Origin of the sequence: Litorivivens sp. (assembly GCF_041625495.1) — a bacterium.
Classification (GTDB): Bacteria; Pseudomonadota; Gammaproteobacteria; order Pseudomonadales; family Spongiibacteraceae; genus Litorivivens.
In genome coordinates this window covers 16,271-41,085 of record NZ_JBFJTH010000012.1, presented here as the reverse complement: position 1 = coordinate 41,085, position 24,815 = coordinate 16,271, and the positions used below count along the sequence as shown (strand labels likewise).

Genomic DNA, 24,815 nt, shown 5'->3' with positions numbered 1-24,815 from the left:
TCATCTGGGAGCGAGAAGGCGTTGTTCACAAGAACATCCAAACGGCCTTGTTCCTCGCGCACGCGATCGAATAATGCGGCCACATCACTGTCGCTGCTGTGATCCACTCTGACAGCAATGCCTTTTCCGCCACGTTTCGAGCAGGCTTGTGCAGTCTCCCCCACAGTACCGGGCAGTGCGTGCTCACCGTGCGCAACGGTTCGGCCTGTCACATAAACCGTGGCTCCCTCACTCGCCAAAGCCAGCGCAATGCCCTTCCCTATACCGCGGCTCGCGCCAGTTACAACGGCAACCTTTCCCTCAAGACTCGCCATTCGCTGCTCCCTTCTCACTTCTGCGCGTATCTGTGATCGCGCTATGCCCTACCAAAAAACGTCTTACTGTAATCATCTGTGGTTTTCCCAATAAAATGACTACCACTGAATGACTGTCCCATTAATCCCTGCGACCAGTCTGCCGCAGCACCCCAGTCCTGATGCCAGTCATAAAGCATGGTGCGCTGGTAAATACGCCACTCATTGCCCCGTTTTTCCAATGCATCCAGATAGCGCCCACCGATGACAATATCCCGAAAGCGGTCAGCTCCATCCTGACCACTATCAATACGGTGGTAAGACATGACATGTGTTTCCACCCTGCTGTTATCTGACGATGCATTTGTCGGGTTGTCCGAACTCAGCTCGACAAGTGACTGCCCGAGTATATGTTGTGTCAGCACAACTGCCGGAGAACCAGGAAGCACCCAATGCAGATACTCTTTCAATGTTCCCGCAAAGATACCGAAATCCAGCTGCGCATCCGGCCAGAAGCATGCAACAAGCTCCGCTTCACAGCGCCGGTCCTCACCGCGTGCCAGTCGTGCTATGCAGTCACGAATTTTTTCCCGGTCAATAACGTTAATTATTTCGTTGTGCTGTTCACTCACGAAACCTGATCCAGATAGCATTTCAAAAATAAAGCCGGGCTAATGCCCGGCAGTGAATCAAGACTGTTGACTTTAAAAGTTGTAGCGGAAATTCAACCCGATTTCGCGCTCGGGTGTGACGCTGATTTCACGGTAGGTTGATGAACGTGTTTCACCGGATGCTGATGTGAACGAAGGCGGTTGTAATACCTGTACGCCGACACCCGCCGGGGTAGCACCACGGCTCAGCACTTCTTCTTCGTCGGCAATGTTTTTGGCATACAACATCGCCTCCCATTTGCCCTCACTGCCGCGGACACCAGTGTAAAGATTCAGGATATTGTAGGAGTCCACATTGTCGAATGCATTCGTCGGGTCGTTCTTTGACGAACCATAGACAGTCCACAAGCCGCGCACGTACGCATTGAGACCGGCGACTTCAAAGCCATACTCGGAGGACAGGGTGGTGGTCCACAGCGGTGCGTAATTGGAGCGGTAATCCACATCACAGGCACCGACATTCTGGCCACCCGTAGCGGCATCAATCTGGGCGACTGTGGGTGCAGAACCACTGGAATCAGGCTGGCCATCTGCCGGCGCGTAATCGTTGCAGGGCACAGTGCCGCCGTCGATTTCACCCTTGGCATAGCTGAACAGGGCGCCCACCGACCAAACAGAGCTGACCTGATAACGGGTTTCCACTTCCAGCCCGTAAACGTCTACCGGCACCGCAGCCACAAAGCTGTGCTGTTTGACAGAACGGGTTCCAGAGGAATCGGTTTCTACGTAGTACACACCTTCGCCACCCGCGCGATAGGGGTAGTTATCAAACGTCTGATAGTACAGCGCTCCGTTCAGTTGCATGCGCCCGTCCAGCAATGTGGATTTGGCACCAAACTCGATGGAATCCGAGGTTTCCGGATCGAGGCTCTCAAACTGTCGCTCGCGCGCACTTTTATTGCGACTGAAGTTGCCCACCACGTTAATACCCGGCCGCCAGGAGGAACCCGCTGTGGCGTATGCCATCAGGTCATCGCTGTAGTGATGCTTGTAAGACAGGGAGTAAATGGTTTCTGTCCAGTCTTCATCGGTATCGGAAATGGTAGCACCAGAGACCCTGACCTGGTTTTCGGTCTGGTAATCGATATATCGCAATCCGCCTGACAGTTCCGATTTCTCGTTCAGCATCCAGGTCACATTAGCGAAGACCGATTGCTCAGTGGATTCGCCCTGGGAGGTGACCGGCGTCTGAACCACAGTAGCCAGACCACCGCCAGCAAAGGACGGCAGGAACACTGGGGTAGGCCGCATCAGCTCGGTATCGGATTCATTTTCCTGATACAGCACACCCACCACATAGCTGAATTTGTCATTGATCAATTCCGACGGCGAGAGTCTGAACTCATGACTATGTCCATTGGTTTCGGTATCTGTCACCTGTCCGTAGTCCTGCAGACGCGGATCAGAGCCCGGACCAAACACATCACCGGAATCGTCCGCATCTTTCCAGTTGACCATCATATCGGTTGACGAGCCGGCGTAGTTCAGCATCAGGCCGCCCACTTCCCAGCCCAGTTCAAATCCGAGCCGGCGCAGGTCGTGGCGAGATTCAGTGGCGATATCGCTGACCGCTTTGCGGTCACCAGCGTCAAAATCCCCCTGGGCAGGTGCTGGCTGGCTCGGGTCGGCGCGATTTGCCGATTCAACCTGCGTAAACAGCCTGCGTCTGGGCTTAATGCGCTGATACATCAGGTTCGCTTCCAGCTTTTCGTTCGGCGCATAGCGCAGCGAAATACGTGCTCCTCCCCCCTCGTACAAAGGGTCTTCATCGCTGTTGATACTTTCAACCCGGTTGCCTTCATTCTGTTCATAAAAACCCGCCAGCCGAACCGCAAGTACGTCGTCGATCAAGGGGCTTCCGACGGCAAATCGGGCGTTCTGACCACCGATATCCGTTGCCGTCAGATCAATATAGCCCTCCATTTTCTGCAGGTCAGGACGCTTAGTGGTCAGGGTAATGGCGCCAGAGGGAGAGGCGCGACCGCGCAGTGTACCCTGCGGCCCACGCAACACTTCAATCTGGCCGATATCGAACATGGCCTGCATCGCCGACAGTGACACGATGGGCGAGTCATTCATATAAAACTCGACCGTAGGGTTATTGCCACTGGCGAAGGTGTCGAAGCGCACACCCCGCACACTCGCATTGGGCGCAATGGTGTCTTCCTGCATGCTCAGGCCGGCGACCACGCTGGAAATATCCTCCAACTTGCGAATATTCAAGTCAGCAATTTTTTCAGAGGATACCGCGTTCACAGAAAGCGGCACCTCTTGCAGTGTTTCGTCTTTGCGGCGAGCAGTAACAATAACCTCTTCAATAATCTGTTCGTTTGCAGACTCGCTGGTTGATTGGGCCAGCAGGGTCATCGGAAAACCGGCCAGCATCGGCGCCAGCATCACTCCTAGCAGGCTGGCACCACTGCGATTGGAATCCCGCTGGCTGTTTTGTACTGAATCTTGTGTTGCCATAAAAATACTCGCTTCTTTGATGATCTCTTTGTCCGTACAAATCAGCACATGGAATAGCTGACTGACTGCAAGGGGCACTTTGGTAAAATGTTTCTAAAGCTAGGCTCTATCTGCCTGAGTTAAATTCAGAAACCTGAATCGAACCTTAAATTCGTAACACCGTCCTATATGCACTTATACTTATAGGTCGCGTTTTTACATCCGGTCAACTAATCAGTACACCTTATTCCGGATAGTTGTTTCGATAACCGGCCATTTCAGCCTCCATCAATGCAGCACAGAGCATGACATGAAAATTGGTATGAACCTGTTTCTCTGGACCACCCGAGTTACTGAGCAGCATTTCCCGCTGATAGAGCATCTCGCCAACAGCGGCTTCGATCTGATTGAGCTGCCCAACGCAGAGTATTCCCGGCATGAGATCAATGCGCTTCGCGGCCATCTGGACCAACTGGGCTTGGCCAGAACCGTTGCCACCCTGTGTCAGGAAGAGACGAACCCTATCGCGAACAACCCACAGGTACGGCAGCGCGCACTAGAGCAACTCCAGCGTGAGATTGATCTCACCGCACAACTGGGTGGCGAGGCCCTTATTGGCCCCATTCATTCGGCGCACAAGGTGTTTAGCGGGCAAGGGCAGAGTGACACCGAGTTTGGCTACTGTGTTGAGTTCCTGCGAACCGCTGGCGAATACGCACAATCTGCTGGTATTGAGCTAAGCGTCGAGTTTCTTAACCGCTTTGAATGTTATTTCCTGAATACCAGTAAACAGGCGCAATCGCTGGTCAATGCTGTGGCTCTGGATAATGTTGGCGTGCTTTACGATACACACCACGCCCAGATTGAAGAACGCAATCAATATGATGCCCTTAGCGAAAGCATCGGCTGCATAAACCAGATTCATGTGAGTGAGAGTCACCGTGGAACGCCAGGTACAGGCACCGTGGATTGGTCAGGGGTATTCAGTGCGTTAAATCAACACCACTATAATGGACGCATCGTCATTGAAGCCTTCGGCAACACCGTGCCAGACATCGTGTCCGCCGTTAATATCTGGCGCAATAATTTCAGTTGCGAAGAAGAGGTGTACCGGGAAGGGCTGGCGTTAATTCAAAGTAAGCTGAGCTATTGATCAACCGACAAAATCAGCGCGGCCTCTGGTGAGTGTGGGTTTTGCGGTCAACATTAGCCTCCGGCAATCCGTCCCATAAATACCAACTCGCTGTCTGCCGCAAAGCGCTCCAAAAGCGGTCTCTGAATGATCATGCCGTCGATGGCGACGGCATATTTGTGCAGTCTTTCAGGAGACAACGCCGAATAGCGCGCGCACAGCTCCACGACCAATCCACGAAAATCCGACGCCACAACCTGCGTTTCTCGCTCGCCGGTAAGCTGTTGCAGATCGCTTGGAAAGATAACCCGCGCCATAAGAGATTTACCCTAGCTCATGGCCGCCAACAGTTTGGCGGGCGTGAGCGGCAAATCGCACACCGACGTACCGGCCGCCCTGTTTACGGCGGTCACCACAGCGGGCATTGGTGGCACAATAGGCACTTCGCCCACTCCGCGCACGCCGTAGGGATGCAGCGGGTTGGGCACCTCCACAATCTGGGTGTCGATCATGGGCAGATCTGACGCAACGGGCACCCGGTAATCGAGAAAGCCCGCGTTTTCCATCGAGCCGTCCGGGTTAAACATATACTCTTCATTTAACGCCCAGCCAATTCCCTGCACTGCACCACCCTGCATCTGCCCCTCGACGTAGGCCGGATGCACCGCCTTGCCCGCATCCTGAATGCAGGTAAATCGAGTAACCGTAACCTTTCCGGTTTCGGAATCAACCGCAGCGTCACACAGGTTTACTGCAAACGCCGGTTGCGCTGTATGGGCATTGAGGCGGGCAGTTACCGTTAGCGGCCCGCCAGTGGCGCCCGCCTGCATGGCCAATTCCTGCAACGTCAGTTGTTTTTCTCCGTCAGCGGCTACCGCTTTCCCATCACGCCAAGTCACCTGCTCCGGTTCGATCTGCCAGAGCTGGGCTGCGCGCGCCTTCATATCATCTACCAGCTGCTCAGCGGCCTGAATGACCGCGCCACCGGTGGCGAGCGTTGTGCGGCTACCACCTGTTACATCGCAAAAGCCGATAGAATCGGTATCCATTACAGCCGGCTGTATGCGATCAACGGGAATATCCAACACTTCGGCAGTCATCAGCGCCATCGACGCCCGTGAGCCACCAATATCAGGACTGCCGGTTAGCACTGCCACACGGCCGTCGTCGGCCACGTTGATGGTGGCACTGGACTGCATACCGGCATTGATCCAAAAGGCGGCAGCCACCCCCCTTCCCTGACCATCGCGCAATTGAGAACGATAGTGTGGATGGGCCTGCGCCGCTTCCAGACAGGCTTTAAGACCAATTTTCATAAACGGCATGCCGATAACGGTGACATCGCCTTCATCCATGGCATTGCGCAAGCGAAACTCGATCGGGTCGATACCCAATTTTTCCGCCAGTTCATTCATTACACATTCAACACCCACCGTGGGCTGCGGCAGCCCCGGAGCGCGATAGGCGTAGACGCGCGGTTTGTTGGTGACAACTTCGCGACCGAAACTGCGGATGTTGTCGCACTTGTAACAGGCCGTTGAAAACAATACCGCCGCCATCAGCGGGTGGCCACTGTAAGCCCCCGTGTCCATCAGGATATCGGTTTCAAATGCCGTAAGTCTGCCATCGTTAGTAACGCCGATTTTAACCCGGGTTTCGGCCGCCGCCGCCGGGCCAGTCGCGCGAAACACCTCCTCCCGGCTCATCACCATTTTTACCGGGCGACCGGATTTCTTCGCAAGCACGGTGGCAACCGGCTCCAGATAAACGGTGGTCTTGCCACCAAAGCCACCACCAATTTCAGAGGGTGTCACTTTGATTTTTCCGACGTCCATTCCGGTGATGGCAGCTGTCTGGGCGCGAACAATGAATGCCCCCTGCGTACTACACCAAATATCGACCCGATCGTTCTCATCAACCTTCACCACACAGGCGTGAGGCTCAATATAGCCCTGATGGCACATGGGTACGGAATAGGTACGCTCAACGATGATATCGGCCTCGGCAAAGCCTTTGTCCAGGTCGCCACTGGCAAACTCAAGCTGGGTCCAGACGTTGGAGGGCTGTTCCGGCGGAGGCTCGACACCGTGCGTAATCAAATCTTCGTGTAGCAAGGGCGCATTTGGCTGCAACGCCTCATGCATATCCAGAACATGCGGCAACACCTCGTACTCAACCTTCACCAATTTCGCCGCCTCGTCAGCTACGCGTTGAGAGGTAGCCGCCACCGCTGCCACTGGCTGGGCGTGAAAATGTACCTTGTCCCGCGCCATCACCAACGGGACGATGTCTTTAACTTTAGTTTCTATTTCGCCGCCAGGGATGATCTTGTCACCAGGATCGGGCAGATCGTCACCCCCCATCACGGCAAGCACACCCTGCAGCTTTTCAGCGGCAGAAAAATCAATGGATTTAATCCGCGCGTGGGCATGCGGACTGCGCACCATGGCACCAAAAATCATGCCCTGCACATTAAGGTCAGCGCCGTAGCGAGCACGGCCAGTCACCTTGTCGGCACCGTCGGGCCGGATCGGGCGTGAGCCCACATATTTGAAATCGGTTTTTGCGTTCATACTTTAGCCCCCCGCATCTGTGCGCCCGCGTCGAGCACCGCGCGAATGATCTTGTCATAGCCTGTGCAGCGACACAGATTTCCCGCGAGCCAGTAACGGGCTTCTTCCTCACTGGGGTCAGGGTTTTTGTCCAACAGCGCTTTGGCAGCCACCACAATCCCGGGCGTACAAATGCCACATTGCAAAGCCGCGTGTTCCAGCAGTTTCTGCTGCACCGGATGCAACGCATTGCCCTCGGCAACACCTTCGACGGTAAGCACCGTTTTGCCCTCAACCTCAGCGGCCAGCACCAGACAGGCGCAGACGAGCGTTCCATCAAGCATTACGGAACAGGCTCCGCAATCGCCAGTTGTGCAACCCTCTTTGGTACCTGTCAGGTTAAGGTTTGTGCGCAATACATCTGACAGAACCTGCTGCGGCTCACATAAGAACTGCTCAGCTTGGCCATTGATCGTGGTCGAAACATGAATTTTCTTCAGTGGTGACATAAGATCCTGCCTCTTATACTTGGGCTTCAATACGGGCTTTGGCTTGAAGTGCAGCGCGCTTAACCAACACCCCTACCACCTGTTTGCGATACTCAGCGGTTCCGCGTTTGTCGCTGATCGGGTTGGCCGCTGCGCTGGCGGCTGCCGCCGCCCGGGTGAGAGCCGTATCATCGAGCGTACTGCCTAGCAGGGCATTTGCGGCCTCAGGCACCAGCAATGCCGTCGGCGCCACGGCGCCGATGGCAACACGCGCAGCGGTGCATTTTCCACTGGCGTCGAGCGTGAGGGATACACCGGCTCCCGCAATCGCGATATCCATTTCCGTGCGCGGAATCATCCGCAGGTAGGCATCACTCGTACGCGCGGCCGGTCGCGGAAAATCAATCGTCAGGAGAAACTCGCCGCGCGCCAGACAGTTTTTGCCGGGTCCGGTATTGAACTGCTCGACAGGCACCTGCCGGCTACCGCCCGATCCGACAATGGTGCAAACAGCGCGATTGACGATCATTGCCGGTACAGAATCCGCCGCCGGCGAGGCATTGCAAAGATTGCCGCCGGCGGAGCAGCGACCCTGCACCTGGCTCGAACCGATCATGTCCAGCGATTCGACAAAACCGGGATAAATGGCATTCAGTGCAGTATTGGCGCTTACCACCGCACCAGGAACAGCCGCCCCCAAACGCAAGCCCTGGGCAGACAGTTCAATCGACATCATTTCTGGAATATTCTTGATATCGATGATTCGGGTTGGCTGGCGTAACCCGAGCTTCATCTGAACGAGAAGGTCAGTTCCGCCAGCCAATACGTTCGCGCCCTCGCCATCACCCAAGGCTTTAATCGCCTCATCAACCGAAGCCGGCGCCAGATACTGCATCGCTTGCATACATCCTCCTCAAGAGGTCTTGTTTTTATAAGATCGTTCTGCAGTTTAATACCCTTATAAAGCACTAAGATCTGGAGATCTCTACCTTAGGTGCAGGTACATTCGCGTTTAACGTCAATGTGCAGCTGTTGTACGGACTGGCCAACAATCACCATTCCATTAACAGGTCGGTACGAATAATGTATTTGGTGCCGGAAACAATCGGCTCGGAGCTGTGAACACAGTGCAGCGGGTGCGCACCGTGCGGAAAGCACAGCACGCCACCGGCCGGCGTGCGCACGTCCACTTCTGCCAACTCCGCAGCGCGCTGCGCAGGCCGGCGGCTGTCAGTCGCGTTCACCAGAAAACGCGTAGCACCGCCCTCATAATCACCATTGAGAAAAAACAAAAAACTTGCCTGACTGTAGCGATCGTCATAGGCATTGGCAATCAACTCGCCATTGACCACCCGGCTGCCCGGCCAGGCACCGTCGCTGTGAAATCGAAAGTAGTCCTGTTCATTGTAGCGATAAAAGCGAAAGCGGGCGTTAAGCCCCATCGGTTTCCGGCTCTGATAGACCGCCACATCCCGACTTACCAGGTCCACGACACGCTGCCACAACACATCGTGAGTTGTATCATCGACCACCCAAACCACATTGTCGTTGTGACGCACCTCGCGCGGCAGCGACACAGCGGCGTCCTCCAGATAGCCCAGCGATTCACTCAATTGAATAAGTTGCAGGCACTCTTCCGGACTCAACACATTCAACAATTGATAGGCTGCCGGCACACCGGCCACCGGGACTCGCTCCACGGCTGTGGCGGGCGCCCTCGCCAACCCGGCCGGATTGGCGCAGTCATTGGCCCAGGTGGGAATAGCGGGGTTTTCGGCACCGGGTTCACGCGCTACCACATAAAACGACATGGTCAGGTCAATCACCTTCGCTGAATTTGGACACCCAGTGTAACGCAGTGATAGGCCGTGTGTTGATCTGGCTCGACTTGTTGCCCGCAGTTCAGCAACGTAAACTCCATCGCCTTTATCGGCATCAGCAGCATTATGAAACTGGAAAACATCAATATAGCCTACGGCCGACAGACAGTCGTCAGGGATATCAACTGGACACTTGACCCGGGCACCTGCTGGACCATTCTCGGCGCCAACGCCTCCGGCAAAAGTGCGCTTGCGCAAGTTCTCAGCGGCGCACTCAAACCCGTCAGCGGCCAAATATTACAGTCGCCGGAAAAGGTACTGTGGGTTTCTCTGGAATCCCAGCAAGCGCTCTACGAAGACGAACTCTACCGCGACGAAAGCGACCTGATTAACGAAGTGGACGAAGGCCGCACGGTGCGGCAATTGCTGGAAGAAATTTCGCCCTGGGATAGCGATCACGAGCACGCTTGCAAGGCACTTAATCTAGACCATCTGCTCGACCGCGGTTATCGCCGTCTTAGCAGCGGCGAGGGGCGCCGCACGTTGCTGGCACGCGCCCTGCTCGAAAAGCCCGATTTATTGATACTGGATGAACCCTTCGAGGGATTGGACCAGACTAACTACGCGCACCTGCACGAGGCACTCAATACATTGGCAGATGCCGGTCAATGGCTTGTTCTGGTGGTGAATCAGACCGCACATATCATTGAAAAATGCCAACACATCGCTCTGTTGGATGAAGGCAAACTGGTCTATCAGGGCGAACGGCCAGCAGACCTCGAAGCAGTCTGGCGCCATCTGGATAATCACCGCGAAAGCCTGCCAGAACTGCCACCGCGCTCCGCCGAGTTCCAGTTACCCGCCTGGCCCAACGACAGGGCTTTGATCCGCATTGAGAATGGGTTTGTTCAATACGGCGACGATTATCAGTTCCGCGATTTCAGCTGGCAGCTGCTGCCGGGAGAACACAGCCGAATTCACGGCCCCAATGGCTGTGGAAAATCCACTCTGCTCGGATTGATCACCGGAGATCACCCACAGTGTTATCGCAACACTATGCATGTGCTAGGTTTCCAACGCGGCAGCGGTGAAAGCATCTGGGAGATCAAAAAGCATATCGGCTATGTATCCGGGAGTCTGCACCGGGACTATCGCGCCTCAGCCAGTGCCCTAACGGTGGTCATTTCCGGGCTTACGGATTCCATTGGGGTGTATACCGCCGTTGGCGAAAAGGAAAAGGCACTTGCCATGGCCTGGCTGGACATACTGGATCTTACCGATCGCGCGCATACACCATTTCGCAGTTTGTCGATGGGACAGCAACAACTGTTGCTGATTGCCCGCGCACTGATAAAACAACCGCCGCTGATTATTCTCGACGAACCGACCGAAGGCCTGGACGACTTCAACCGTTTCTACGTATTAAAACTGGTCGAGAAACTGATAGCCGCGGGCAATAGCACTTTGCTGCTGGTATCACACCGGGGCGATGAAATTCTCACGTGCATCCAGCATACGCTCGAGTTCCGGGCGTGCGCGACGGAGAAAGTACGGTTTGAAATCGTAAAGTCATAACCGTGCCCGACACCGCCCATTACTGAATCGGGTAGCAAGGGGCGCAGCTCGCCAAGTTTGGAACCCGCCCTGCAAACAGGGCCGATCAGTTCTGAATCTGCAATGTTTCGTCTCCGCGGTCCGGGACGTCATCGCTCTGCCGCACCGATCCAGCCGGACGATCCAGCCAGCGCAATACTTTAATCGGCTCCATACCGATCTGCAGCTGGGCCGCGCGACGATGCAGATCACTGTCTTCCAGCGTCCGACGATTACGCAGGCGCAAATAATCATGCCAGGTAGGACATGTGAAACGCTCGATCCATTGTTCCGGGTCAGCAATATTACGTGACAACGACCATTCATACGCGCCGTTGCGTGACCGCGCTTTCTGTTGCTCACGCATGATGTAATAAAAATCACGCGCCTTATCAGCCGGAATGCGGTACTGCAATTCAATTGTGATCGGGCCGCTGCGTCCGCTGATACCAAGCTTCACTTCGGGATCATCCAAAGATTCTTCATCCAGCTCGGTGGAGTTATCCCGATCTGCGACAGGTAGAAAACGCCCCAATGCCATGGAAAAGATCAAGGTCGTCGCCGCAATTTGGAAGGCCACTACCACGCCATAGTCGCGCGCTACCAACCCCCAGACCCAGGAGCCGATTGCAACCCCCAGCGTAATCGCAGCGGTAGACGTGGCAATCGCCCGTCCCATCACCCAGCGCGGCACAAACAGCTGCACCATGACACTAATGGTGGTGGTGATCATCATCCACGCCAGACCAGCAACCAGCAAAGCGGCAAAATCAATCCACTGGGTGCGACTGTAGCCAAGTACAACCAGACAGCCGGCCACCGCAAGGGTGCATATCTGCAGCGTCTTTTCATTGCCAAAGCGATCGCGCATGGGCTGCAACACGAAGATGCCCGCCACCGCGCCCACTCCGAAAAAACCCAGCAAAAGACCAAACGTGCTGGCGGTGCCATTGAGCAGATCTTTTGCAATCAACGGCATCAGGGACGGCAGCGCCGCTCCCAACAGGCAAAGAACAAACGCGCGAGAGACTGCAAGTCGCACCGGCTGCATGTTAATCACATAGCGCACACCGGAGTTCACCGAGCGCAACAACCCCTCCGGTGGCAAACGGGAAATTTCCTTCTCCCGCTCCCAACGCCGCAGGGATTCCAGCATCGGTAGAAACGACAGCGTGTTTACGGCAAATGCGATCGTGGCACCAAAGGCAGCCACCAGCATACCCCCCACTGCCGGACCAACACTGCGCGCTAGGTTATAACTGATATTGTTGAGTGCCACAGCTTGGGGAATCAGCGCACTGGGCACCTGCTCGGCGACCGAGGCACCACGCGCCGGCGCGGCCAGCGCACCGCCAGTACCGACCAGAAAACATAACCCCAGCAAGACCCAGGGTGTCAGCAGATTGAACCAAGAGGCCGCCGTCATGATCGCCGCAGCTACCAGCGACAGCGTAAAGAAAACGATTTGAACCTTGCGCCGATCGTAGATATCGGCAATGGCACCGGCGGGCAGGGCAAACAGCGCCATCGGCAGAAAGGTCGCTGTCTGCACCAGCGCTACGTGATCTGCAGTCGAGATACTTGCCATAACCCAGGCAGCCGCAACACTTTGAATCAGGCCGCCAGCATTGGTAATGGTGTTGCTGAACCACATGCCGCGAAACGTCGTGTGATTCAGTGGCGAAAACACCCCCGCGCCGGTTTTCGCTGCTGCGCGCTCTGCGTTGGGGGTGTTTGTGTTAGCCATAAGAGCTCAATCCGCGTTCTTCATCCAGTGCGACTACTATAGTGAGATCACTCGCTGCTGAACAGTGGTGTTGAACAACTACGATATGCTGGGCATACCTCAAGCTTCAATTTCCACCAGAATTTCGCCCGGTGTTACGCGATCACCTTTGGCTACATGAATCGCTGTTACAGTGCCGTCTATGGTGGCTTGTACTTCGGCCTCCATCTTCATGGCTTCGGTCACCAGCACCGGCTGGCCGGCTTTAATTTCATCGCCAACAGACACCAGCACCTCAACAATGTTGCCAGGCATTCCGGTGGTCACATGGCCAGGTTTAGAGGCCTGCTTACGCCCACTGCCGCCTTCAGCCTGATATTCATTCATGGCTTCGAACACCACTTCTTGGGGCACACCGTCGAGTGTCAGGTAAAAATGGCGCTTACCGGTCCCTTTCACACCTACACCGGTAATTTCCACCTGATAGCTTTCGCCGTGCACATCAATGACAAACTCAGTGGGCGTACCGCCAACGGCTGCCTGCTGCCCCGCCTGCTCCACGGGCAGCAGGACTTCGGGTTCCAGAGTTCCAGCAGCGCGTTGCTCCAGAAAGGTCTTGCCCAGATCCGGAAACATGGCATAAGTCAAAACATCTTCTTCGGAGCGTGCCAACTCGCCAATGTCGGCGCGCAGTTTGTCCAACTCCGCCGGCAACAGGTCGGCCGGCCGAACCTCAATCACTTCTTCACTGCCAACGGCCTTGCGCCGCAATTCTTCATTGACCACCCCCGGCGCTTTGCCGTAGTGCCCCATGAGATATCGTTTCACTTCATTGGTGAGGGTTTTGTAGCGCGCACCGGCCAGTACATTCATCACGGCCTGGGTGCCGACAATTTGTGAAGTGGGCGTCACCAGAGGAGGGAAACCAAGGTCTTCCCGCACCCGCGGAATTTCCGCAAAAACCTCGTCGATTCGGTTGAGCGCACCCTGCTCTTTCAGTTGGTTGGCGAGATTGGACATCATTCCGCCCGGCACCTGATTGATCTGCACCGATACATCTTCGCGGGTAAATTCACTTTCAAACTGATGATACTTCTTTCTAACCTGCCAAAAGTGGCGCGCAATTTCATTGAGCAGCGTCAGATCGAGACCGGTGTCGTACTCGGTACCCTTGAGGGCCGCGACCATCGATTCTGTGGCTGGATGACTGGTGCCGTTAGCAAAGGCTGACAGCGCCGTGTCGATATGGTCGACACCGTTTTCAATCGCTTTCAGCTGGCACAAGGCCGCCAGGCCAGAGGTATTGTGGCTGTGCAAAAAGATCGGCAATTCCAGCTCGGCCTTCAACGCCCCGATCAGCTCACCGGTAGCAAACGGGGTCAGCAGCCCCGCCATATCCTTGATGGCGATGGAGTCGCAGCCCATCCCCGCCATCGTTTTTGCCTGTTCGACGAATGCCTGAACCGTATGCACCGGACTGGTGGTGTAGCACAGCGTGCCCTGTGCGTGTTTGCCGCTTTTCTTGACCGCCCTGATGGCTGTTTCGATGTTACGAACATCGTTCATCGCATCAAACACACGAAATACATCAATACCGTTTTCAGCAGATTTTGCGACAAAGGCTTCAACCACGTCATCGGCATAGTGGCGATAGCCCAGCAGGTTTTGACCACGCAGTAGCATTTGCAACCGCGTATTGGGTAGCGCCTCACGCAACTGCCGCAGGCGTTCCCAGGGGTCTTCTTTCAGAAAACGTACACAGGCATCAAAGGTTGCCCCGCCCCAAACTTCCAGCGACCAGAAACCCACGCTGTCGAGCTTGTCGCATACCGGCAACATATCTTCGGTACGCAAACGCGTGGCAATCAGCGACTGATGACCATCGCGCAAGACCACGTCGGTAATGTGTACAGGCTTACTCATGAGATTCTCCAACAATTAGACGCCGGCATAGGCGGCAATAGCAGTAGCGATAGCCAGGGCAATATCCTCTGGCCGGCTTTTTTCCGAGTACTGCATCAACTCCGGGTGTTGATCGACGAAACTGGTATCGAAACGACCTGAGCGAAAATCAGGGTGCTGCAGTATTTGCTGATAATAGGGCGCGGTGGTTTTGATACCTTGCAGACGCATGTCATTCAGGGCGCGCACAGCTCGATCCAGCGCATCTTCCCACTGCAGACTCCAGACAATAAGCTTCAGGCACATAGAGTCGAAATACGGAGGAATGTCGTAGCCGGTATAGATGGCCGTATCAACCCTGACTCCAGGGCCACCGGGCGCATAGTAGCGGCTGATCTTGCCAAAACTCGGCAGAAAATTGTTTTTTGGGTCTTCCGCGTTAATCCGCAACTGCAAGGCATAGCCCCGGTAACTGATGTCCTGCTGACGAAAGCCAAGTGGCAAACCGCTGGCAATGCGAATCTGTTCGCGCACGATGTCCACCCCAGTAATCTGCTCGGTGATGGTGTGCTCCACCTGCACGCGGGTATTCATTTCCATAAAGTAGACTTGATTGTCTGACAGCAGGAACTCAACCGTGCCAGCATTTTCATAGCCCACCGCCTCCGCGGCTGTAACTGCCAACTCTCCCACATAGGCCCTCTGCTCGGGTGTGAGCTGGGGTGACGGTGCAATTTCAATCAACTTTTGATTACGTCGCTGGATGGAACAATCGCGCTCATAGAGATGAACCACGTTGCCATGGCTGTCTGCCAGCACCTGCACTTCAATGTGCTTGGGGTTAACGATGCATTTTTCCAGAAATACATCGGCATTCCCGAACGCTTTGGTAGCTTCGGATATCACACGCTCATAATTACGCTCGAGTTCGGCTTCGTTGTCGCAGCGGCGAATACCCCGACCACCGCCGCCCGAAGTTGCCTTGAGCATCACCGGATAACCAATACGCTCGGCTTCCTGCTTGGCCTCGGCCACGTCTGCGAGGTTACCCTCACTTCCGGGCGTCACCGGAACACCGGCCTTGACCATGGCCTGACGGGCCTGGGTCTTATCGCCCATACGATGTATCACGTCCGCCGACGGTCCAATAAACAGAATGCCTCGCTGCGCACAGATACGCGCCAGCTCGGCGTTTTCCGACAGGAACCCATAACCGGGATGCACCGCATCGCAACCTGTTTCAACCGCCAGGTTCACAATGTGGTGCGGATTGAGATAGCCCGCCAGCGGGTCACTGCCCAGACTGTGGGCCTCGTCAGCCCGCTTCACATGCAGGGCGTAACGATCCGGGTCGGTGTATACCGCCACCGAGCGGATATTCATTTCGGCGCAGGCTCGGACGATGCGGACAGCTATCTCGCCCCGGTTGGCGATCAGAATTTTTTTGATCATGCGGCTCTCGATAATCGAGTGAATCAGGCACCCACCCTAAGACATTCCACCGGAAAGGAAAAATTGATATTAATGTGATTTACTATAAGCAATTACTTATAGACAAATGACATTGCCGTGCAGCCCTCATTTCTTCATCGCCTGACTCTGCGCCAGATCGAAATCTTTCTGGCAGTTTGCCGCCTCCAAAGCTATTCGCGCGCCGCTGAGGATCTGGCCCTGACACAACCTGCCGTCAGCGCGCAGATACGACAGGTCGAACAGGTGGTCAACGACACACTGTTTGACTACGTTGGAAAACAGCTACTGATCACACCGGCAGGCAAACTATTGGAACGCGCCGCCCGCGATCTGCAACAACGCCTGGTCAGCCTGGAGATGGAGCTGGCTGAATTGAAAGGTGAAGTGCGCGGCACACTGTCCATCGCCGCCGAAACCAGCGCCCAGTATTTTCTGCCCAGCGTGATAGCACCGTTTCTACAACAAAACCCCGCCATCGATGTGCAGCTCGCCTTCGGCAACCGGGCGCAGGTACTGAAACGCCTCGCGGACAACCGCAACGAACTGGTGATTACCGGCTCTCCGCCCAACGACCGCACCTATCAATTTGCCCCGGTGCGCGACAATCCCTTGCTGGCCGTTGCAGCACCCGGCCACCCACTGACCGGGCGACAGCCGCTGAGCTTTCTGGAACTGATGCAGCAGACCCTGCTATTGCGCGAGCCCGGATCCGGCACTCGGCTAGCCATAGAAGACTACGCTGCCACACGGGCTGTGAAACTGTCCCGGACTTTACAGCTGGGCTCGCTGGAGGCTATCAAGAGCGGGGTAATGCAGCAGCTTGGCGTCAGCATTCTGCCCAGCGATGCTTGCCATCGTGAAATCGCCCACGGCGAGCTGGTTGCGTTGACTGTGGAAGGCTTTCCCTTGCGACGCTCCTGGTGCGCACTCAACCATCGGCGGCGCCAGCTAACACCCGTTAGCGCGCGCTTTCTGGACCACTTGCTGCAACACGGCATCGGCCCGACAACCGCCACCAATCAGACAAGGTAAAGCGCGACCAGCGAGCGGCCCCGCATCACCACAAATCGGCAACCAGCAAACGAAAAAGAAAGCTCCGGAGGAATTACTGGGTCAGGCAATCGACCCCGTCAAGGATCATGTGAATACTCAAACCCAAGCCCACCAAACGAGTGCGTGGCAGGAAACACAAGGCCAGATACAGAGGAAAAACCACCGCCTGATGCAAGGGGTGAAAACCAATACTGCAGCGCTGCGGGTCGTACACGGGCTCTGCCAGTAGATGATCAACATCCACCAGCATGGTTGCCAGCATAATCAGCAAGGCTCTGCGCCAATTGCTGCGATAAAAAACCACCGCGACTAGCAATGGCACTATCACATGCAGCACCAAATGCAGCATCAGTTGGCAACAGCAGCGCCAGCGTGCCCCGCAATCATTTCGACAAAATCCGACAACAACGGCTCGGGCAGATCATGCCCCATGCCATCAATCACCTCGAGACGGGCACCCGGAATATGTCGTGCGGTATCTTCGCCACCCTCGACTGGCACCAGCGCATCGTCCCTGCCATGAATCACCAATGTCGGTGCAATAATGCGCTTGAGTTCATTCACGCGACTGCCGCACGCTGCGATGGCCGCCAACTGACGGGCCGTGCCTCCGGGGCAGTAACTGCGGCGATAGCCGGCCAATAATCGAGCACGCAGGGCCTCATCATTGGGAGGGTATGCGGGGCTGCCTATCAGGCTCCAGGTTCGCATCGCGTTGCGCAGGTAGTCTTCCTCGCTGCGTGCAGCGGGCGTCATCAACACTTTTAGCACCTCAGCTCTGGGCTGAGGTAATTGGCGCGCACCACTGGTGGACATGATCGAGGTAAGACTGGTTACCCGCTCTGGATAAAGCGCTGCAACCAATTGCCCGATCATTCCGCCCATCGACGCACCCACTACATGAGCTGCACCAATCTGCAAAACGTCAAGTAAATTGACCACATCACTTGCCATATCCCGCAACTGGTAAGGCACTTTGACTGACAACCCGAGTTTGCGGCTGATCAACAACTTCAGCGGACCGGGCGCGCGCTGGTGCTCAAATTTTTGTGAAAGGCCGGAATCCCGGTTATCGAATCGAATCACTCGATAACCTCGTTCAGCCAAGCCCGCACACAGCGGGTCCGGCCAACTGATCATCTGCATGCCAAGCCCCATAATCAAAACCAGGGCGGGCTGTTCAGCGTCACCAAACTCCTGAACATTCAGGGTAAGGCCGCCGACATCAACAAGACGCTCTTCCGACACTTTACTCATTTATTGCGATCCTTCAGCGAATGGGCGCCAGCCAATGCTGGCGCCGCCTCGATGCTTATACCACCTCAAACAAGCCAGCAGCACCCATGCCGCCGCCGACACACATGGTGACAACAACATACTTCACACCGCGACGCTTGCCTTCAATCAGCGCGTGCATGACCATCCGTGCACCGCTCATGCCGTAAGGGTGACCAATGGAAATAGCACCGCCGTTAACGTTCAGGTTCTCGTTGGGAATGCCCAGCTTATCGCGACAGTAGATAACCTGCACCGCAAAAGCTTCGTTCAGCTCCCACAGGCCAATGTCATCCATTTTCAGACCGGTGCGCTGAAGCAGCTTGGGGATCGCGTAGATAGGGCCAATACCCATTTCATCCGGCTCACAACCCGCAACAGCCATACCACGATAAATACCCAGCGGCTCCACATTGCGCTGTTCGGCCAGCTTGCTGTCCATCATGACAACCGCAGCGGCGCCATCAGAAAGCTGAGAAGCATTGCCCGCCGTGATAGACCCGCCGTCGCGAACGGCTTTCAAGCCCTGCAGGCTTTCCAGCGTAGTCGAAGGACGGTTACCTTCGTCCTTGGTCAGGGTCACCTGTTCTTCACTGGTCTCACCGGTTTCCTTGTTCATTACCAGCTTGGTTGCGGTTACTGGCACGATTTCATCGTCAAACTTACCGGCTTCCTGTGCCGCAGCAGTGCGCTGCTGGGATTGCAGGGCATACTCATCTTGCGCATCACGAGAAACGTTATAACGATTGGCGACCACCTCAGCGGTATCGAGCATGCCCATATAAATGTGCGGTGCATTGCCAATGGATTTCGGGTCAACCATGCGGTGCACATTCATGTGCTCGTTCTGCACCAGCGAAATGGATTCGCAGCCACCTGCAATCAGCATCGGCGCACCATCCATAACGATCTGTTTGGCGCCGGTGGCAATTGTCATCAAACCCGATGAGCACTGACGATCAATGGTCATACCGGAAACGCTGACCGGCAAGCCCGAGGCCATGGCAACGTGACGCGCCAGGTTCGCGCCCTGACTACCCTGTTGCAGCGCCGCACCAAATATACAGTCGTCGATTTCGTTCGGATCAACCCCGGCACGCTCAACGGCGGCCTGCACTGCAAAAGAAGACAGCGATGGAGCTTCCAGATTATTAAATGCACCACGGTAGGCTTTGCCAATTGGGGTGCGAGCAGCGGATACAATAACAGCGTCTTTCATCATTCCCTTCCTAAACAGGTCTGTGACGCCCCTCCGCAGGAGAGGCACCTAATCATTACTTCAGTGATTCCAGGTAAGCCTGGGCTTTGAGCAGAAACTTCTCTGACTGCTTCATGCCCGCTTCGATGGTGCCTTGGCGGCCAGTATCATTAATGGCTTCCCAGTTGGCCAGCACACCTTCAGGCGTTTGGTCTTGCGGCGCCAGATACACACCATCGGTTTCAAACACGCGCGCACTGGCATAGCCACCACCACCTGCCGCAAGAATCATGCGGTTGGGGGCATCGTCGTGACACAGGGTCAGAGCGCCGGCGGTAACTGCTTCAGGTACCAGCATGTCGAGTATTTCCTGAGGCATCAGATCTTCAGTCATACGCGTAGCGGCGGTCGGCGCCAGTGCATTGGTGCGCACATTGTATTTAGCGCCTTCAAGGCCCAGCGTATTCATGAAGCCAACAACGGCCATTTTCGCCGCGCCATAGTTGGTCTGACCAAAGTTTCCGTACAGGCCACTGGAGGATGTCGTCATAACGATGCGGCCATACTCCTGTGCCTTCATGATTTCCCAAACCGCCTTGGTGCAGTTCACGGATCCCATCACATGAACATCCATCACCAACTGGAAGTCCGCCAGATCCATTTTTGAAAAGGATTTGTCGCGCAAAATACCAGCGTTATTGATCAGAATGTCAACGCGGCCCCACTTGTCCATGGTCTGCTTGACCATGTCTTCGACTTCAGCCATCACCGCCACATTGGCGCCGTGCGCGATGGCTTCACCACCCTTGGATTCAATCTCAGCCACCACCGCTTTAGCGGCATCAGAAGAGGCACCACTGCCATCACGGGCACCGCCCAGATCGTTAACCACCACCTTGGCGCCGCGCGCGGCCAGCTCCAGTGCATGTGATTTACCCAGACCGTTACCGGCACCAGTAACAATGGCGACTTTGCCATCAAAACGTACAGACATTGATTTCTCCTTTATGCGACAACTTGAACGGTGAGCCACTCGGCGATCAGCGCCGGCTTGTCTTCACCTTCTATTTCTACGGTAACTTCAGATTTCATTCGGAACTGCCCCGGCTTGGTCTCGTCGATAGCCACTACCCGCGCATTGGCACGGATGCGTTTACCCACTCTCACTGGCGCCAGAAAACGCACCTTATCGAAACCATAGTTGATACCCATTTGCATACCATCAATCACGAGACTGTACTGCTCAGAAAAATGTGACAGCAGAGACAGACTTAAGAAGCCGTGGGCGATTGGCCCACCAAAAGGCGTTTGCGCGGCTTTTTCCGGATCTACGTGAATAAACTGATGATCAAGCGTGCAGTCGGCAAACTGGTTTACACGATCCTGAGTCACTTCCAACCAGTCCGACGGGCTCAGCTCTTTGCCAATCCAGCCTTGAAGGTCTTCTTTTTTTACGACTTGCATGCGTGCTTCTCCTTATTGATTGGGAAATTCCCTAAGCGTACTCCCCTCTCGATGAAAGAGGGGATTATAAAACGGTATCGCTCCTGAGTACTGTCACCTTAATTACACAACAGCTACACGATAGGTACGCGAAAGTGACGTAAAGGGGCGCAACACCCTATTTAAAACCACTCATCCTGCATATCCAGGCAAGTACTGTCCAAATCTCGAAGAACCTTAGACCACACCTCGATCAGCGGCAGTTCATAGCGGAAAAAGTAGCGCATCGCCTGCAGCTTGCCCTGATAGAAACCGGGGTCGGATCCGAGTTTCTGCTGGGCAATCAGGCCCTGCTTCAACCACAACCAGGCGATAACGACATGACCAAACATATCGAGGTATTTCACCGAATTGGCCAGCGCCAGATCAATGGGCTTTTCCATCATCGCGCCCAGCAGGCTTTCTGTGGTTTTCTGTAAGGTCGCCAGTGCATCGGTCAGCTGCGCCGCTTCAGCAGCCAGCTCTCCGCCTTCGGCCTGACTGATCGTCTTCTGAATCTCGGCAAGGCAGGCTTTGTAGCCTGCGAGATTATTCATCGGTACTTTGCGCGCCAGCAAATCCAGCGACTGAATACCCGTTGTGCCCTCGTGAATGGGATTCAGGCGGTTGTCGCGGTAGAACATTTCTACCGGATGCTCGTTGATGTAGCCGTGACCGCCCAATACCTGAATCGCCAAGTCGTTGGCTTCCGGCCCGTATTCCGACGGCCAGGATTTGATCATCGGCGTGAGAAAATCCAGCAACAGGTGTGCCTGCTGTCGCTCTTCTTCCGTGGGTGCCGTCTTTTCGTCATCCGCCAATTGTGCCCCGAGCAGACATAGCGCAAACCCGCCCTCTGCGAAGGCCTTTTGGGCCAACAGCATACGCCGCACATCGGCGTGTTCAATGATATTCACCGGCGGTGAATTGGGGTCTTTCTGGGAGGGAATACGGCCTTGCGGGCGTTCGCGGGCATAGTGCAGCGAATATTGATATCCGGTCAGCGCCATGACTGCCGCACCGGTTCCCACCATAATCCGGGCTTCGTTCATCATATGGAACATATAGGAAAGCCCTTTGTTTTCCTCGCCCACGAGGTAGCCGACAGCCCCGTCTTTTTCACCAAAGCTCAAGGCGGTAGAGGTCTGCCCCCGACCACCCATCTTGTGGAAAAGACCAGCAAGCGCCACGTCGTTGCGCTCACCCAGCGAGCCATCCTCATTGACCAGAAACTTAGGCACAATGAACAGCGATATTCCCTTCACACCTTTCGGCGCCCCTTTCACCCGCGCCAGCACCAAATGAACAATGTTCTCGTTCAGTTCATGGTCACCACCGGAGATGAAAATCTTGGAGCCGGTAACGCGATAGCTACCGTCATCTGACTTCACCGCCGAGGTGGTCAGATCCGCCAGGCCAGAGCCCGCACCGGGCTCTGTCATGGCCATGGTGCCAGCAAAACGCCCTTCTCGCATGGGACGCACCCAGGTCTCAATCTGTTCCTGCGTGCCATGAGCTTCGATCAGGTTGCAGTTGGCGTTGGTCAAACTCAAATAACCCAGCGTTGTGCTGCCTGCGGCTGTCAGGTAGGCAGAGGCTGCCGATGCGACAATCGGTGGCAGTTGCATACCGCCCAGCTCATAGTCAGCTGTCGCTGACACAAAGCCGGCCTCTGTCGCCGCATCAACCGCTGTTTTTATTTCCGGGATCATGTGCACTTTTTCGCCGTCGAAGGTCGGCTGGTCGGTATCGACCTTCTGGCGAATTGGAATGAAATACTTTTCCGCAATCTGACGGCCGGTATCGATGGAGGCATTAAAGGTTTCGCGGCTATGGTCGCTATAGCGAGGCCGCTCAGTCAGGGCTTCTGCGTCGAACAGCTCATAAAGCATAAACTGCAGATCACGTTCGCTGAGTATTGGTGCTGCCATGGTGTCCCCTAACGATCAGAATAAACGAGCCGCCTATTCTGTCTGCTGGGGCCTGGCGCGTACACGACATGGCATGTCAGTGGACGCGCTGGGTCCTGGAGGGTCCTGGAGAGTCCAGACGTGTCTTCAACCGACAGGGCACAAACCGTTAAATGCCCGCCCTGCGGGCGTTTGCCGCCGATTAGGCAGGCAAATCGCCTCGCGTCTGCAAGGCCTGAGCGAAACGCCAGAGCTCTTCAGCAAACACCTGCGGTTGCTCCAGCGCGGCGAAGTGGCCACCTTTCTCCGCTTCAAACCAGTGTATGAGATTGTAGCTCGCCTCAGCCCATGCCCGTGGCGGCCGCACCAGTTCACCGGGATAAATAGTGGCTCCAGTGGGCAGTTTCACCCGCTGCACCGTGTCTTTGTGTCGGCGATGCTCGAAATAAAGCCGCGTCGATGAGGTAATGGACTGCGTAAACCAGTACAGGGATATATTGGTCAGTAAGCGGTCCCAGCTCACCGCATTGCGAATGTCGCCATCGCAGTCCGTCCAGCTGTAAAACTTTTCGGTAAGCCAAGCACACAAGCCTACCGGCGAATCATTCAGCCCATAGCCGAGCGTTTGCGGCCGCGTGGCCTGCAGCTTGTAGTAACCCATCCCTTCTTTGGCAAAGGCGGCATCGCCCTGCAGCCGCTGTCGCTCCTGCTCGCTGACTCCGGCCATAGGATCGCCGTCTGCCGGCGGCCCGGCCAGCAACATATTGAAGTGCACACCTTTACAGTGTTGTGGGTCAAGATCGGCTAACTGCCGGGTAATCATGGCTCCCCAGTCGCCACCCTGGCACAAGTAGCTGTCATAGCCCAACAGCGCCATCAATTTGCTGTGCCGCTCGGCAATGGCGCGGGTGTGCATGCCCGGTGACTTGGCGGCCTCTGAAAAAGCATAGCCGGGCAGTGAAGGCGCAACCACATGAAACGCGTCTTCAACGCGACCGCCATATTTTTCCGGCTCCAGCAGGCGCGGCAGCACGTCGAGGAACTCCACAATAGAGCCCGGCCAGCCGTGGTTAATCAACAAGGGAGTGGCGTTTGCGTGGGGTGAACGCTGGTGAATAAAGTGCGTGGTAAGACCGTCGAACGCCAGCGTAAACTGGTTGTAGCGATTCAGCGCCGCTTCCTGCTGGCGCCAATCGAAATCGTGCCGCCAGTAGTGCACTAGTGCTTGCAAGGTAGCCAGGTCGGTGCCGTAAGCCCAATCTGAGGTATTAAGCTGATCTGGCCAGCGAGCTCTGTCTAGGCGCTGATGCAGATCGACAATGTCATCGTCGCTAATCGCAACTGTAAACGGTTTGGGTGCCATGCGTTCTTCCATCGGATTGTACGGCGCCCCGGATTAGGAGGTTTCCTTAAGCGACAGCGTGTCCAGAATCTGGTCCACCACTTCCCGATCCATCATCCGGTTTTCAGGATCGCAGTCGTAACTTACCAAAAGCAGACAGTGCTCGCTGCCCAGATACCACTCACGCACCCAGTCGTCACCGTCGACAAATTCCTGATAGAAACCATCGAAATCGCCCAGCATCGTCGGTTCAACCGACTTGAGGTTTACATCCAGAGATTCCAGCAATGCGTGAATACCGGCCTCGATATCGCGTTCACCGTCGGTAATCAGAGAGGTCAGGGTGATCACACCGACTTCGTCCGGGTCCGTAATGACAATGCTGTCGTCATCCTGATCAACTACCCAGTCCTCCGGCAACGACAGAAACCACCAGTCGGTTTCCAATTCACGCATG

General features: G+C 55.5%; 22 protein-coding genes. 3 read left to right on the top strand and 19 right to left on the bottom strand.

The window, feature by feature from the left end; genetic code table 11:
- The 3 genes from ABYP39_RS02675 to ABYP39_RS02665 all read right to left on the bottom strand — a co-directional run.
- Positions 1 to 314: SDR family NAD(P)-dependent oxidoreductase (locus ABYP39_RS02675; protein WP_372781009.1), on the bottom strand; the 314-nt coding region annotated here is incomplete at its 3' end.
- 41 nt (positions 315 to 355) lie between these two features.
- Positions 356 to 925 (bottom strand): nuclear transport factor 2 family protein, encoded by a 570-nt coding sequence (locus tag ABYP39_RS02670; protein WP_372749622.1) that lies wholly within the window; start codon positions 923 to 925, stop codon positions 356 to 358.
- Positions 926 to 997: 72 nt separating this feature from the next.
- Complete coding sequence (locus tag ABYP39_RS02665) at positions 998 to 3,433, bottom strand: TonB-dependent receptor (RefSeq protein ID WP_372781007.1); 2,436 nt, start codon at positions 3,431 to 3,433, stop codon at positions 998 to 1,000.
- 289 nt (positions 3,434 to 3,722) lie between these two features.
- Between ABYP39_RS02665 and ABYP39_RS02660 the strand changes: the two genes are divergently transcribed.
- On the top strand, positions 3,723 to 4,565 hold the full coding sequence (locus tag ABYP39_RS02660; protein WP_372758882.1) for a sugar phosphate isomerase/epimerase family protein: 843 nt from the start codon (positions 3,723 to 3,725) through the stop codon (positions 4,563 to 4,565).
- Positions 4,566 to 4,618: 53 nt separating this feature from the next.
- Here ABYP39_RS02660 and ABYP39_RS02655 read toward each other — a convergent pair whose 3' ends face one another.
- The 5 genes from ABYP39_RS02655 to ABYP39_RS02635 all read right to left on the bottom strand — a co-directional run bounded on the left by ABYP39_RS02655 (position 4,619) and on the right by ABYP39_RS02635 (position 9,395).
- Positions 4,619 to 4,861: a hypothetical protein gene (locus tag ABYP39_RS02655; RefSeq protein WP_372749041.1), complete on the bottom strand. Its 243-nt coding sequence runs from the start codon at positions 4,859 to 4,861 to the stop codon at positions 4,619 to 4,621.
- Positions 4,862 to 4,873: 12 nt separating this feature from the next.
- Positions 4,874 to 7,117, bottom strand: coding sequence for a xanthine dehydrogenase family protein molybdopterin-binding subunit (locus tag ABYP39_RS02650; protein WP_372781005.1), 2,244 nt, complete (start codon positions 7,115 to 7,117; stop codon positions 4,874 to 4,876).
- A complete protein-coding gene (locus ABYP39_RS02645; protein WP_372758885.1) occupies positions 7,114 to 7,596 on the bottom strand; it encodes a (2Fe-2S)-binding protein in 483 nt (160 codons plus the stop codon). Before ABYP39_RS02645 ends, ABYP39_RS02650 begins: the two co-directional genes overlap by 4 nt.
- Positions 7,597 to 7,618: 22 nt before the next feature.
- Positions 7,619 to 8,479, bottom strand: coding sequence for a xanthine dehydrogenase family protein subunit M (locus ABYP39_RS02640; protein WP_372781011.1), 861 nt, complete (start codon positions 8,477 to 8,479; stop codon positions 7,619 to 7,621).
- Positions 8,480 to 8,636: 157 nt separating this feature from the next.
- A complete protein-coding gene (locus ABYP39_RS02635; RefSeq protein WP_372781003.1) occupies positions 8,637 to 9,395 on the bottom strand; it encodes a prolyl hydroxylase family protein in 759 nt (252 codons plus the stop codon).
- 135 nt (positions 9,396 to 9,530) lie between these two features.
- On the opposite strand from ABYP39_RS02635, the gene modF reads away from it, so the two are divergent.
- Positions 9,531 to 10,979, top strand: a complete 1,449-nt coding sequence (gene modF, locus ABYP39_RS02630; protein WP_372781001.1) for a molybdate ABC transporter ATP-binding protein ModF — start codon at positions 9,531 to 9,533, stop codon at positions 10,977 to 10,979.
- An 85-nt stretch (positions 10,980 to 11,064) separates the two neighbouring features.
- On the opposite strand, the gene ABYP39_RS02625 is transcribed toward modF, so the two are convergent.
- The 3 genes from ABYP39_RS02625 to ABYP39_RS02615 all read right to left on the bottom strand — a co-directional run bounded on the left by ABYP39_RS02625 (position 11,065) and on the right by ABYP39_RS02615 (position 16,077).
- A complete protein-coding gene (locus ABYP39_RS02625) occupies positions 11,065 to 12,744 on the bottom strand; it encodes an MFS transporter (RefSeq protein ID WP_372780999.1) in 1,680 nt (559 codons plus the stop codon).
- Positions 12,745 to 12,843: 99 nt separating this feature from the next.
- Complete coding sequence (gene oadA / locus ABYP39_RS02620) at positions 12,844 to 14,646, bottom strand: sodium-extruding oxaloacetate decarboxylase subunit alpha (protein ID WP_372780997.1); 1,803 nt, start codon at positions 14,644 to 14,646, stop codon at positions 12,844 to 12,846.
- Between the two features lie 15 nt (positions 14,647 to 14,661).
- The gene (locus ABYP39_RS02615; RefSeq protein ID WP_372749789.1) at positions 14,662 to 16,077 is read right to left on the bottom strand and encodes an acetyl-CoA carboxylase biotin carboxylase subunit; all 1,416 of its coding nucleotides are present in this window, start codon (positions 16,075 to 16,077) and stop codon (positions 14,662 to 14,664) included.
- A 117-nt stretch (positions 16,078 to 16,194) separates the two neighbouring features.
- Here ABYP39_RS02615 and ABYP39_RS02610 point away from each other — a divergent pair, with 117 nt between their 5' ends.
- The gene (locus ABYP39_RS02610; protein WP_372780995.1) at positions 16,195 to 17,130 is read left to right on the top strand and encodes a LysR family transcriptional regulator; all 936 of its coding nucleotides are present in this window, start codon (positions 16,195 to 16,197) and stop codon (positions 17,128 to 17,130) included.
- 73 nt (positions 17,131 to 17,203) lie between these two features.
- Here ABYP39_RS02610 and ABYP39_RS02605 read toward each other — a convergent pair whose 3' ends face one another.
- The 8 genes from ABYP39_RS02605 to ABYP39_RS02570 all read right to left on the bottom strand — a co-directional run bounded on the left by ABYP39_RS02605 (position 17,204) and on the right by ABYP39_RS02570 (position 24,814).
- Positions 17,204 to 17,500 carry a DUF6122 family protein gene (locus ABYP39_RS02605; protein ID WP_372749180.1) on the bottom strand — a complete coding sequence of 99 codons (297 nt, stop codon included), beginning with the start codon at positions 17,498 to 17,500 and terminating at the stop codon, positions 17,204 to 17,206.
- A complete protein-coding gene (locus ABYP39_RS02600) occupies positions 17,500 to 18,408 on the bottom strand; it encodes an alpha/beta fold hydrolase (protein WP_372749181.1) in 909 nt (302 codons plus the stop codon). Before ABYP39_RS02600 ends, ABYP39_RS02605 begins: the two co-directional genes overlap by 1 nt.
- Before the next feature lie 55 nt (positions 18,409 to 18,463).
- The gene (locus tag ABYP39_RS02595; protein ID WP_372749185.1) at positions 18,464 to 19,645 is read right to left on the bottom strand and encodes an acetyl-CoA C-acyltransferase; all 1,182 of its coding nucleotides are present in this window, start codon (positions 19,643 to 19,645) and stop codon (positions 18,464 to 18,466) included.
- Between the two features lie 55 nt (positions 19,646 to 19,700).
- Positions 19,701 to 20,618, bottom strand: a complete 918-nt coding sequence (locus ABYP39_RS02590) for an SDR family NAD(P)-dependent oxidoreductase (protein WP_372749182.1) — start codon at positions 20,616 to 20,618, stop codon at positions 19,701 to 19,703.
- Positions 20,619 to 20,629: 11 nt separating this feature from the next.
- Positions 20,630 to 21,088, bottom strand: a complete 459-nt coding sequence (locus ABYP39_RS02585; RefSeq protein ID WP_372749183.1) for a MaoC family dehydratase — start codon at positions 21,086 to 21,088, stop codon at positions 20,630 to 20,632.
- Between the two features lie 161 nt (positions 21,089 to 21,249).
- Positions 21,250 to 23,037 (bottom strand): acyl-CoA dehydrogenase, encoded by a 1,788-nt coding sequence (locus tag ABYP39_RS02580; RefSeq protein ID WP_372749184.1) that lies wholly within the window; start codon positions 23,035 to 23,037, stop codon positions 21,250 to 21,252.
- A 181-nt stretch (positions 23,038 to 23,218) separates the two neighbouring features.
- Complete coding sequence (locus ABYP39_RS02575; protein ID WP_372780993.1) at positions 23,219 to 24,379, bottom strand: epoxide hydrolase; 1,161 nt, start codon at positions 24,377 to 24,379, stop codon at positions 23,219 to 23,221.
- Between the two features lie 33 nt (positions 24,380 to 24,412).
- Positions 24,413 to 24,814, bottom strand: coding sequence for a hypothetical protein (locus ABYP39_RS02570; RefSeq protein WP_372750014.1), 402 nt, complete (start codon positions 24,812 to 24,814; stop codon positions 24,413 to 24,415).
- Position 24,815 lies beyond the last annotated feature (1 nt).

Bases quoted from the DNA above. Each gene is read 5' to 3' on its own strand.
- ABYP39_RS02615 (WP_372749789.1), bottom strand. From the start codon at position 16,077: ATGATCAAAAAAATTCTGATCGCCAACCGGGGCGAGATAGCTGTCCGC.
- ABYP39_RS02575 (WP_372780993.1), bottom strand. From the start codon at position 24,379: ATGGCACCCAAACCGTTTACAGTTGCGATTAGCGACGATGACATTGTC.
- ABYP39_RS02590 (WP_372749182.1), bottom strand. From the start codon at position 20,618: ATGTCTGTACGTTTTGATGGCAAAGTCGCCATTGTTACTGGTGCCGGT.
- ABYP39_RS02665 (WP_372781007.1), bottom strand. From the start codon at position 3,433: ATGGCAACACAAGATTCAGTACAAAACAGCCAGCGGGATTCCAATCGC.
- ABYP39_RS02640 (WP_372781011.1), bottom strand. From the start codon at position 8,479: ATGCAGTATCTGGCGCCGGCTTCGGTTGATGAGGCGATTAAAGCCTTG.
- ABYP39_RS02655 (WP_372749041.1), bottom strand. From the start codon at position 4,861: ATGGCGCGGGTTATCTTTCCAAGCGATCTGCAACAGCTTACCGGCGAG.
- modF (WP_372781001.1), top strand. From the start codon at position 9,531: ATGAAACTGGAAAACATCAATATAGCCTACGGCCGACAGACAGTCGTC.
- ABYP39_RS02580 (WP_372749184.1), bottom strand. From the start codon at position 23,037: ATGGCAGCACCAATACTCAGCGAACGTGATCTGCAGTTTATGCTTTAT.
- ABYP39_RS02660 (WP_372758882.1), top strand. From the start codon at position 3,723: ATGAAAATTGGTATGAACCTGTTTCTCTGGACCACCCGAGTTACTGAG.
- oadA (WP_372780997.1), bottom strand. From the start codon at position 14,646: ATGAGTAAGCCTGTACACATTACCGACGTGGTCTTGCGCGATGGTCAT.
- ABYP39_RS02570 (WP_372750014.1), bottom strand. From the start codon at position 24,814: ATGCGTGAATTGGAAACCGACTGGTGGTTTCTGTCGTTGCCGGAGGAC.
- ABYP39_RS02635 (WP_372781003.1), bottom strand. From the start codon at position 9,395: ATGTCGTTTTATGTGGTAGCGCGTGAACCCGGTGCCGAAAACCCCGCT.
- ABYP39_RS02595 (WP_372749185.1), bottom strand. From the start codon at position 19,645: ATGAAAGACGCTGTTATTGTATCCGCTGCTCGCACCCCAATTGGCAAA.
- ABYP39_RS02650 (WP_372781005.1), bottom strand. From the start codon at position 7,117: ATGAACGCAAAAACCGATTTCAAATATGTGGGCTCACGCCCGATCCGG.
- ABYP39_RS02605 (WP_372749180.1), bottom strand. From the start codon at position 17,500: ATGCTGCATTTGGTGCTGCATGTGATAGTGCCATTGCTAGTCGCGGTG.
- ABYP39_RS02585 (WP_372749183.1), bottom strand. From the start codon at position 21,088: ATGCAAGTCGTAAAAAAAGAAGACCTTCAAGGCTGGATTGGCAAAGAG.
- ABYP39_RS02600 (WP_372749181.1), bottom strand. From the start codon at position 18,408: ATGAGTAAAGTGTCGGAAGAGCGTCTTGTTGATGTCGGCGGCCTTACC.
- ABYP39_RS02625 (WP_372780999.1), bottom strand. From the start codon at position 12,744: ATGGCTAACACAAACACCCCCAACGCAGAGCGCGCAGCAGCGAAAACC.